The following is an 11110-nucleotide window of genomic DNA, read 5'->3' as shown; positions in this document are numbered from 1 at the left end:
TTATTACTAGCTAAGACTAATTTAACTTGAAAAGTTCCCTCATTGGCATAAATATGATTTGGATTAGCTAGGGTAGAAGAATTCCCATCACCAAAGGTCCAATTGTAAGTAGCAATATTATCAGGAGCATTAATAGAACTCGTGTTCATGAATATTGAGGGCTCATTTAAACAAACATCTTCAACCGTAAAGTTGGTTTGTGGATTGGGGAAAACAAGAACAGTTTCAGTTAAGGTATCCTTACAACCAATATCACTGGTAACAATTAATTGAACATTAAAACTACCATCATTAGAGAAAGTGTGAGTAGGAGAAGTATTATTACTGATATTGCCATCTCCAAAATCCCATTCCCAAGTATTAATTGTTCCAGAAGGAACAGTAGATAGATCATTAAATGAAGTGACATTATTGTTGCAAACAGAGTCAAAATCAAAATTAGCAGTAGGGAAGTCAGGAAGTTCAACAGAATAAGTTGTAGTCTCACATTTATTTCCAATGGTCAACTTAATCGTATAATTCCCTAAACCATAGTTGTTACCAGAAATATTAAGTATAGGATTAGTCTCACCAACTAATGCAATACTGTCTTTATACCATTGCCATGTCCCTCCAGAAGTATCAGTTGATGCTGTCAAAGAAAGATCATCAGTACACCAGCCACCATTAGGAGTAATTTCTATAGAAGAAAAATTTGAAATTTCGGAAAGGAGTAATTCATCCAAGTAAAAATAACCACCATTAGGGTTAGCGCATGAACCACCAAAGTCAATGGCATTGATGTTTTGTGTAGGAGTGAATGTAAAAGTGACATTCACCCAACTATTATCCGTAGGTAGATTTAATTGAGTATTTCCCATTTCATACCAACCGTTTATCCCTACTGGACACCCATTAGAATTAAAGGGTAAGTCAGCACAATTGGGAGTCCCATAAATACTAAAAGGTAAAGAGTAGCTAGAGCCAAAACCACTGCCGGCAACCCAACAACTCAGGATATAAGTATTTCCAGCAACCATTGGAGAAGATAAACAAGCTCCAATATGCTCTTGCCAACCAGAATTATTGTAAAACCCTACAAATCCATCACCACCTCCGGGTAAAGGATATTGTGGATGAGGAGAAAAAGTTGGTCCGCCACCACATGAATTCCAATAGTCAGAAGTAGGATTACTAGCTTGTATCCAAGTTACAGCATGTCCTAATTGGGAAACACCACCACAACCTGTATTGTTTTCAAAAGAATAGTTAGGAATAAGAGAAGGAACATTCTGAGATGAAGAAAACCCTTCACACTCACACTCATCATCAAATAAGTCAATTAACCCATCTCCATCATCATCTATACCGTTGTTACAATTTTCTTGACTTATCAAAAGGATAGGAGTCAAAAATAGAATGATAATCAGAAGCTTTTTCATGTTGGTCGCACTTTATTTAATGACGGTAGATTTCTATAAAGTTGCTAAAAAAAAGAAAAAAAAACAAATTTATCGATTCCCAATAGTGGTTATACTGTCTTGAAAATTCTGAGCTATTCTGTCAGCTTTTTTGTGTTTGCCTTTATAACAGATTAATTTTCCATTTGTTATGGTTCCTAGTTGGGCAATACTATCTGTAGCATATAAGATTGTATTGGTTAGGTTTTCAAGCGAAGAATTAGCTATTAAAGGGAAATCAGCATTAAATACAGCGGCATTAAAATAATCACCTATTTTAAAATATTCTTCATTGAAATTCCCCATAGCCTTTCGTCCAGTAATTAAACTTTGTTGAATGGCATAATTTGCACTGTTTCCTTCAGTTGAAGAGGTAAAGATATTTCTACGATGCGAAACTAAACGTTGACCATAATCTAACAACCTAAGCTCTTCAAGAGGATTTAGACTAACATGGCTATCTGTACCAATGCTCCATTTTCCATTCAGTTTTTGAAACTCAATTAAAGGAAAAATACCATCTCCAAGGTTTCCCTCGGTTGTAGGGCAAAGCACTACATTCGCTTTTGTTTCGGCAATCCCTTTTACTTCATCTGGCGTTAAGTGAGTAGCGTGTACAAGTTGGAAACGTTCGTTAAGTTCAATATTTTCTAGCAACCACTCAACAGGCCTTTTATTTTGAAAATTGATAGAATCTTCAATTTCTTTTAACTGTTCTGCAATGTGGATGTGAAAAGGTAAAGTTTTAAAAGCTTCATGCTTACTAATTTTGATGATGTCTTCTCCTTTAACACCACGTAACGAATGGATCCCAATACCAATAGTAGCTCCTTTATAGATAGAACAAGCTTCCATAGAGGCATTGAGCAGTGCAATATACTGCGCAGTGGTTTTAGAAAGAAAACGTTTTTGTTTCGAGGTTGGAGGAACACCAAATCCTCCCATTTGATAGAAGATAGGAATTAAAGTAATGTTAATACCAGCTCGTTTAGCAGCTTTGATTAAACGTTTCCCCATTTCAGCTTGATCAGGGTATGGTTGACCATCAATATCATGATGTAAATAGTGGAATTCAGCGACATGAGTATAGCCATGTCTCACCATTTCCGAATAAAGCATTACAGCTATATGTTCGAGTTGCTCGGGGGTAACTTGAAGTGCTAAATCATACATGGCTTCTCTCCAGCTCCAAAAATCATCGGCATGAGCAGAAATTTGATGTTTTTCAGCTAATCCAGCCATGGCATATTGAAAAGCATGTGAATGTGCGTTTTGAAAACCAGGGATTGCATACCCATTAAGATTAATAATTGGGTGTCCGTCATTATAGGTATCAGAAATTGATTTGATTTTTCCTTTTTTAGAAACTGTAACAAAAGCTGGAGAGATCCAACCCTCATTTTGAAGTAATCCCTTAAGTTTATAAATTTTCATAACAACAAATTTAATAAAATAGTATGTGTTATGAGTAGGGTATAGCAGTAATATTTATCTTTGCCAGATGTTTAAATTTTTTTATACACTCTTTTTTGCCTTGATTTCAAGTGTTGTTTTTGGACAGATTTTAAATGTTGAAAAAAGGAGAGGAGATGTTGATGAAAATGGCTGGAAAGGAAATGTCGACGTCTCTATAAAATATACGGAAAATACACGTTCTATTTTTGAGTTTTTTAATAAATCAACCATTAATTATAAGAAAGACTCTGTTACCTATTTATTTTTAACTGATTTTAAGTTAATCAAAAAGAATAGTGATGACCTAATCAACAAAGGAGGAGTTCACTTAAGAAGAATACAAGATCTAAATACTGATGCAACATTAAAAAGTGAGTTGTTTACTCAGGTCCAGTTTAATGGAGTACAAAAAATTAAGCAACGTTTTTTATTAGGAGCTGGAGCCCGCGCTAAACTTGTAGGAAATGATACGATTAATTGTAATTTTAGTATAGGAGGGATGTACGAATATGAAGAAACAACTATTGAGACTTTTCATCATGCTTTAAGAATGACTTCTTACCTCTCTTTTAATTGGGATTTGAATGAAAAGTGGAAGTTACGATTGATTAATTATTATCAGCCTAAAGTCAATTTACTAAATGATTTTAGGTTATCTAATGAAACATCATTGTCTTATCAAGTTTCAAAAGAATTTAGCGTGGTTGCTACTTATAGTTTATTATACGATTCAACGCCAGTTTTAGAAGTTCCAAATCAAGTCTATTCAGGGTATTTGTTATTGCGTTATAAGTTTTAACGAGAACCTGGAATTAAATCAAGAAACCAATAGCCAATAGTTTCTGAATCATTGATAGGATATGTTCTGTAAGTTTCTTCTCCTTTATCAAACACGATAGGGTGTTTAAAAATTGGACCGTCATAGCAAAAAGTATGAAATTCTCCATGCTCACCACATGGATCAACATCGTTTGGTAAATCATTGATAAAGTCTTCATCAATTACTCTTCCAAGAAAGGAGTGTTCTAATTTTTGTGAATTAATACAGATAACAATAGCTTTAAAACCTAAAGCAATGAAGCGCTTAATCAAAGAGGAAGTATCTTTTTTCCATAATGGAAAGGAGGTTGTAATGCCGTAAGGTTTTAATTGGTTTTCTCTGTAAGTTCGCAGATCTTCGAGAAAAATATCGCCAAAAATACAATGTTCAAACCCTTTGTTTTGGTAGTCTTTAATTTTTGCTGTTAATAGCTCATTGTATTCTTCCATAGATGGATTCTGAGGTAGTTCGATTAAATCCAAGGGTATTCCAATGGCATCAGCTTGTTGTTGTAATAAAGAGATCCTTAAACCATGCATTGAAACACGATTAAAATGTGAGTTAACAGAGGTCACAAGTTGTTCAATACTTAGCGATGCATCCTTTTTTATTTCATAAAGTGCTAAAGATGAATCTTTACCAGAACTCCAATTAAAATAAGCTTTTTTCATTGCTATAACTTTAGTTTATATCTAGATATGATATGGTCGATTAATGCCTTGTGAAAGTTAATGATTTTCTCAAAATGTTCTACCTCTTCAGCTTTTCCTAGGGTATAAAATGTTTTGAATTCATAGTGATTTGAGCTATTGCTAGAACTCATTGTTGGTGAGAAAGATGTATTGTTAGCAAGTTCTGTTAAGCGACTAACATTCAGTTGTTCAAGGGTTAATTCTTTTAGTTGAAAGTCTTTACAGCTTATCTTCCATGGGGTCTTGACTCCTACAAGCTTCCTATATAAATTTTCATAAGTATCTATGGATATAGACGGTATAGGTTTAACGGTTTTAAAAGAAAAAGTAATAGAAGAGTGGTCTTGATAACCATAACTACTGCTTATTGATAGCTTAACTTTTTTGTAAACAAAAGCAATAAAATGTTTTTCAAGATAATCATAAGTTCCATTCCCGGCTAAAATTTTCGTCAATTTAAAATGATAGGAATAGCCTTGTTGTTGGCAGAACTTTTTAAGGGTTTCCATTATTGCACAAAATCATATAATAATTGGTAAAACTCCAATGGATTTTCAGCATGTACCCAGTGTCCAACATTATAAATTGTTTCGATTTCACTATCTAAAAATTGGTTGTAGATGTTTTGATAATCATCTTCTGTGATATAGTTGGATTTTTCCCCACGAATAAAAAGCGTAGGAGTTTCTACTCGTATCGATGGTGTTGCCGCTAAGATTTCATCCATGTGATTGGTTAGCGTTGGAATATTGATTCGCCAGCCTAATTGTCCTTTTTCAACCCAATATAAATTTTTTAATAAGAACTGTTTTACGCCAAGATCTGAAATATATTCTGAAAGTACTGCATCTGCTGCTCTTCTGGTTTTAACAACAGAAAGGTCAATAGCGTTCAATCCTGCTAAGATTTGTTGGTGATGTAGTGGGTATTGTTTAGGGGCAATATCTACAACAACTAATTTATCAATGTATTCGGGATGTTGGGTGGCATAAGTCATCACGGCTTTTCCTCCCATGGAGTGACCAACTAAAATGACATCAGATAAATCTAAATCAGTAATTAATTCATGTAAATCGTCTGACATTAATTGATAGTTCATATCCTCAGAATGAGGAGAATGCCCATGATTACGTTGATCAACTAAATAAACCTCAAAATGCTCCGCGAATTTCTTGCCTAAAGTTTGCCAGTTATCTAGTGTCCCAAATAAACCGTGAACAATGATAAGTGGCTGTCCTTCCCCATATTTTTTATAATGTAATTTCATTTGCTTAGTAGTTATGTCAAGAATACTTCATTAATGCTTAAGAGCTCTTAAATACAACTGTACTGTATTTTCCATACCATAATGAAGAGCATCTGCAATTAAAGCGTGGCCAATTGAGACTTCTTTAAGATTAGGGATAGAATCCTTAAAGAACTTTAGGTTGTTTAAATCCAAGTCATGACCAGCATTTATTTCAATTCCTATTTCGTTGGCTTTGTGAGCTGCTGTAATAAATGGAGCAATCGCTTTGGACGGATCCGAATGGAATAAAGAAGCATACGATTCGGTATATAATTCAATACGATCACTACCACATGCTTTAGCTCCTTCAACCATAGAAGGTATAGCGTCAACAAATACAGAAGTTCGAATCCTTTCAGCTTTAAAAAGTGCTAAAATTTCAGTTAAAAATTCACGATGTTTTACAGTGTCCCAACCATGATTTGAGGTTAGTTGTCCTTGTACATCAGGAACTAAAGTCACTTGTTCAGGTTTATTTTCTAGTACTAAGTCAATAAATTTTTGTTCTTTTGGATTCCCCTCAATATTGAACTCTGTAGTTAATATAGGTTTTAAATCCCTTACATCTTGATAAGTAATATGTCTTTCATCAGGTCTAGGATGAACAGTTACCCCCTCAGCTCCGTATGTTTCAATTTTTTTTGCGAATTCAACAAGGTTAGGAACATTTCCTCCTCTAGCATTTCTAAGCGTTGCTATTTTATTGATGTTTACACTTAATCTCGTCATGACCTTAATTAGAAATTTCTTGCAAAATTAATTTTAAAGGAGCAATCACAAAGCATTATTTAATTAAAAGTTGTTAAGAGTTGTTTGCTCGCTTTTTAATTGTTTATAAATAAACGTTATCTGTTAATACTGAATGAAAAGAATATTCGAAAATTTAAAAACGAATTTTTATATTCGCGACAACAACAGAATATACTTATGAAAAGCTTAAAATACTTCCCCTTAATCTCTTTATTATTAGTTGCTTGTGAAACAAAAACACATACCAATAAAACAGAAGAAGTTAATAAAGAAATAACTGAGACCTCTCCTAAAAGTGTAGAAGATTCTAGGGTCGAATTAGAATTTGAATACATTGATTCAACTGTTGACCCTAAGCAAGATTTTTACCAGTTTGCTTGTGGAGAATGGCTCAAAAACAATCCAATTCCAGAAGAAGAAAGTCGATGGAGTAGTTTTAATGTTTTAGCTGATCGAAATAATAATATCTTAAATAATATTTTAGAAAAGGCCTCAAGTGAAACTTTTGAAAACGGCTCAGCCAATCAATTAATTGGAGATTATTATGCTTCTTTCATGGATACTGTTAAGAGAAATGAACAAGGAATTACGTTACTTAAACCAGAATTAGAACATATAGAACAAATCACAACGAAAGAGGGATTAATTAAAGCTGTTGCACATCTACATGATCGAGGAGTTGGGGCTTTCTGGGGAGTATATGTTGGCCAAGATTCTAAGAGAAATACCAAATACAGGTTGCATGTCTATCAAGGAGGTTTAGGTTTACCTAATAAAGAATACTATTTCAAAAAAGATGAACGCTCAGAAAAAGTGAGGAGTGGATATCAAATGTATATGAGTAGTTTGTTTGCAGAAGCAGCCATTTCAATAACAACCAAACAACCAGCCAATTTGATTGCTTATGCCATTGAAGAAAAATTAGCAGAAATCAGTAAAGGACCTGTTGAATTAAGAAAGGTAGAGGAAAACTACAATAAAACAGCTTCAGGACTATTTGATGCTTCTTATCCGAACCTCTTATGGAATACCTATTTGTCAGAAAGAGGGATAACCAATATTGATACTATAATTATTGGTCAACCACGTTTTATTGAAGGTTTAGATCAGTTAATAGCTGAAGAACCTTTGGAAGATTTAAAATTGTATTTAAAGTGGAAGCTAGTCAATTCATTTTCGGATGCTTTAACAACAAGAATGGCTCAGGAAAATTTTCATTTTTATAATACAATTATGAGAGGGACTAAAGTCCCAAAACCAATGTGGAAACAAGGGATAGCAGCAGTTACTAATTCTGCTGTTGGAGAAGCTTTGGGGCAAGCTTTTGTTGAAGATAACTTTAGTGAAGATGCAAAAGTTAAAATTAATCAAATGGTAGAGAATATTACTTTAGTGTTTGACGAGCGTATAGACCATTTAGATTGGATGGGGAACGAAACAAAAGCTAAAGCCAAAGAAAAATTAGGAGCTTTTGCAAGAAAATTAGGTTTCCCCGATCAATGGAAAGATTATTCTTCTTTGACGATTAATCGAAATTCATATTTTCAAAATGTGATTAATTCTAACCGCTTTAATGTCGCTGAAAATTTAAGTAAACTGGAAAAAGAAATTGATAAAATGGAATGGGGAATGGTCCCACATATTGTCAATGCATATTATAATCCTTTACTTAATGAAATCGTATTCCCAGCTGGAATTATGCAAAAACCTTTCTTTAGTGAGCATTATGAAGATGCCGTTAATTATGCAAGAATGGGGGCAGTAATAGGCCATGAGTTTACCCATGGATTTGATGATATGGGGTCTAAATATGATGCGCAAGGTCAAATGAACGATTGGTGGACTCCTGAGGATAAAAATAAATTCAATGAGAAAACACAGAAATTAATTGATCAATATAATGCCTATGAAGTTTTAGAAGGCGTATTTGTAAATGGAGAATTAACACTAGGAGAAAACATCGCCGATTTTGGTGGGTTAACAATTGCATACCATGCCTATTTACGCTCTTTAGAGGGAAAGGAAAAGCAAACAATAGGAGGATATACGCCTGAACAACGTTTCTTTATTGCTTTTGCACACGTTTGGAAAAATAACATTAGAGATAACGCACTTGTTACACGTGTCTCAACTGATCCTCACTCTCCAGGAAAGTACAGAGTTAATGGGACCTTAAGCAATATGCCAGAGTTTTTTGAAGCTTTTGATGTTCAAGAAGGAGATTCAATGCGCCAACCTGCTGACAAAATAGCAAAAATTTGGTAGTAAAATGAACTTGGAATAGTCTTTGAGGATGTACTAGTACTAACAACCAGCTAGTTACTAGCTACAAAACAAAAACGAAATGAACAAAAAAAGTATATTATTAATAGTAGGGCTAATTTTTGACCTCATAGGTATGGCTTCTTATTTGATTCCAGCTTTAGGTGAAGTAATTGATTTTATTTGGGCTCCAATATCAGGTTTTGCTTTATTCATTATGTACAGAGGAGTAAAGGGTGTAATAGGAGGTGTCCTTGGTGCTGTAGAAGAGTTTTTACCAGGTTTAGATTTTATTCCCTCGTTTACATTGATGTGGTTTTATACCTATTATTTACAAAAACCAGAAGAGGTACAAACTATAGAGAAATAAAGACTTATAATCAATTGATGTTACTATTCTTGATGAAATAGATGTTCTCTAGTTGCTTTTTATGATTACTTTGATATAGATTAATATACAAATCGAAATATTGAACAGCTTTGCTAAAATTTTCTATACGTTTGTGAGTTTGGGCCAATAAATAATAACATTGCATAATCTTAGTCTCCGATCTATGTTCCATACATATTTCATAAGCTTTTTCAATGTTTTGTAAAGCTTCGTCATATTGATTAAGCGCTAAATATATTTTTGTTAAATTCATATAATTAGTTGAAGCAGCATCAATAAGCGAATATTCCAATCTGATGGATAGGCTTTCTTTTAGGTATTTTATAGCCTTATTATAGTCTTTAGTTTTGTAATAGAAGAGGCCATAATCACATAGAACTCTACCAAGAGCACCATTTCCAATACCTTCAAGTGTATAGGCTATATCTAAATGTTTTTTGCATAAATCATATTCATCTTTATGGAGGTATAGGTTTGCGATTCCCACATTAGCTCTAAAGTGCGTTAATGTAGTGTTACTTTTTTTAGATAATTCAAGTGTGAGTTGATAAAACTTCTCAGCTTGATAGAGGTCCTTGATTGATAAATGAATTTCAGCTAATTGATAGCTACAGACAATATTATATTCAAATAAGTTTTCCGAAACTTCATTGAGTTGATAGCTGTTTAAGAATAATTGAACTGCTTTATCTAGTTTCCCCAATCCTCGATAAGCTAAACCAGATGTAATAGCTAATACATTATAAAAGTTTTTTAGTTCAGAGTTTCTTAGGGTGTACATCGCTTTCTCAGAGAGTGAAAGTGCATATACATAATTTGAATTAAAGTACATTGAAACAGCGATACATAATTTTTCAATGGCTTCTATTTCGTCTTTATTTTTATGATCTGTATTGTGTACAGCATCAAGTACAATAGATAGATAATTACTAGAAGTTTTATTGTCTTTTAAAATTGCAATACGTAAAAAACGTTCACATATTACAATTAAATCAGCAAATTTACCCTGATAATTGTCTAAATATTTATCTAAAATAGTATCGGACAGCATAATAATATAGTAAATTTGGTGAGGGGTTATAGTTTACATGTAGTGTTTTACACTATACAATCTAATAAAAAAAAGAATAAATATGAAAAATAAACACATAATATTAACATTTCTTTTGATAAGTAGTCTTTTTATTGCGATTAATGCTCAGGATAAATATCGTAGTTTATGCTGGAAAATAACGGGGGATAAGCTAGCGGAAACTTCGTATTTGTATGGTACTTTTCATTCCCAAGACAATCGAGTTTTTCAATTTAAGGAAGGAGTAGAAGAAGCTTTTCAACAAGCAGATATTTATGCTATGGAATTAAATATGGATAGTATAAATAGGAGTGAAATGTTAGATGCTATGTTGATGGATTCGGGGCAAACGTTAAAAACATTACTTTCCCCAAAAGAATATGATTTAGTTAATCAGTTTTTTATAGACTCTGTTGGAATGTCTCTATTTTTATTTAACAAAATGCAACCTATCGTTACGACACAAATTGTTGTCACTAAGGATTTAAATCAAGAACAGCAAAATGCTTTAGATATGCATTGGTTTAAAAAAGCTAAAAAAGAGGGGAAATTATTAGTTGGTTTGGAAACCATGGATGAGCAAGTTAATGCATTTAAGTCTATTCCTGTAAAAACTCAAGCAGAAGAGTTGGTAAAAGCGGTTAAAGACTATGGAAAGAAGGATAAAATGAGTATGGATGACATGTTAGCAATATACGTTTCCGGAGACTTGGATAGTTTGATGACCGTAATGGATCAGGACTCAGAAAATTCTTCTATTAGTATGGAGGATTTTAATGAGCAATTCCTGTATCGTCGAAATACCAATATGGCTAATAGAGTAGAGGCATACCTGTTAAAAGGAAGCGTGTTTATGGCGGTTGGAGCTGCTCATTTACCTGGAGAAAAAGGAGTGATAGAATTATTACGAGCTAAGGGATATCGCGTAGAACCTCTATAAC

The 11110-nt window shown here is 33.3% G+C and carries 11 protein-coding genes; 4 read left to right on the top strand and 7 right to left on the bottom strand.

Annotated features, from left to right (window positions below):
* Both N4A35_06795 and hutF read right to left on the bottom strand, forming a co-directional pair.
* A partial coding sequence (locus tag N4A35_06795) for a PKD domain-containing protein (protein MCT4581110.1) occupies positions 1–1421 on the bottom strand: 1421 nt, incomplete at its 3' end.
* Between the two features lie 69 nt (positions 1422–1490).
* Positions 1491–2873, bottom strand: a complete 1383-nt coding sequence (gene hutF / locus N4A35_06790; GenBank protein MCT4581109.1) for a formimidoylglutamate deiminase — start codon at positions 2871–2873, stop codon at positions 1491–1493.
* A 67-nt stretch (positions 2874–2940) separates the two neighbouring features.
* On the opposite strand from hutF, the gene N4A35_06785 reads away from it, so the two are divergent.
* Positions 2941–3693: a DUF481 domain-containing protein gene (locus N4A35_06785; protein ID MCT4581108.1), complete on the top strand. Its 753-nt coding sequence runs from the start codon at positions 2941–2943 to the stop codon at positions 3691–3693.
* On the opposite strand, the gene N4A35_06780 is transcribed toward N4A35_06785, so the two are convergent.
* Genes N4A35_06780 through N4A35_06765 form a run of 4 tightly spaced genes read right to left on the bottom strand, consistent with a single transcriptional unit; the run spans position 3690 to position 6423 of the window.
* Positions 3690–4385: a diphthine--ammonia ligase gene (locus N4A35_06780; protein ID MCT4581107.1), complete on the bottom strand. Its 696-nt coding sequence runs from the start codon at positions 4383–4385 to the stop codon at positions 3690–3692. The two genes, N4A35_06785 and N4A35_06780, sit on opposite strands and share 4 nt — an antisense overlap.
* Before the next feature lie 2 nt (positions 4386–4387).
* Positions 4388–4915 carry a hypothetical protein gene (locus N4A35_06775; GenBank protein MCT4581106.1) on the bottom strand — a complete coding sequence of 176 codons (528 nt, stop codon included), beginning with the start codon at positions 4913–4915 and terminating at the stop codon, positions 4388–4390.
* Positions 4915–5673, bottom strand: a complete 759-nt coding sequence (locus N4A35_06770; GenBank protein MCT4581105.1) for an alpha/beta fold hydrolase — start codon at positions 5671–5673, stop codon at positions 4915–4917. Before N4A35_06770 ends, N4A35_06775 begins: the two co-directional genes overlap by 1 nt.
* Before the next feature lie 30 nt (positions 5674–5703).
* A complete protein-coding gene (locus tag N4A35_06765; protein ID MCT4581104.1) occupies positions 5704–6423 on the bottom strand; it encodes a pyridoxine 5'-phosphate synthase in 720 nt (239 codons plus the stop codon).
* Between the two features lie 198 nt (positions 6424–6621).
* Here N4A35_06765 and N4A35_06760 point away from each other — a divergent pair, with 198 nt between their 5' ends.
* Together N4A35_06760 and N4A35_06755 are read left to right on the top strand one after the other, a co-directional pair.
* Positions 6622–8709, top strand: a complete 2088-nt coding sequence (locus tag N4A35_06760; GenBank protein MCT4581103.1) for a M13 family metallopeptidase — start codon at positions 6622–6624, stop codon at positions 8707–8709.
* A 79-nt stretch (positions 8710–8788) separates the two neighbouring features.
* The gene (locus tag N4A35_06755; protein MCT4581102.1) at positions 8789–9076 is read left to right on the top strand and encodes a hypothetical protein; all 288 of its coding nucleotides are present in this window, start codon (positions 8789–8791) and stop codon (positions 9074–9076) included.
* 10 nt (positions 9077–9086) lie between these two features.
* Here N4A35_06755 and N4A35_06750 read toward each other — a convergent pair whose 3' ends face one another.
* Positions 9087–10148, bottom strand: a complete 1062-nt coding sequence (locus tag N4A35_06750) for a tetratricopeptide repeat protein (protein ID MCT4581101.1) — start codon at positions 10146–10148, stop codon at positions 9087–9089.
* Between the two features lie 82 nt (positions 10149–10230).
* On the opposite strand from N4A35_06750, the gene N4A35_06745 reads away from it, so the two are divergent.
* The gene (locus N4A35_06745) at positions 10231–11109 is read left to right on the top strand and encodes a TraB/GumN family protein (GenBank protein MCT4581100.1); all 879 of its coding nucleotides are present in this window, start codon (positions 10231–10233) and stop codon (positions 11107–11109) included.
* Position 11110: the final 1 nt, after the last annotated feature.

The organism is Flavobacteriales bacterium (assembly GCA_025210295.1).
Classification (GTDB): Bacteria; Bacteroidota; Bacteroidia; order Flavobacteriales_D; family Parvicellaceae; genus S010-51.
This window is presented reverse-complemented; position numbering and strand designations above follow the sequence as displayed.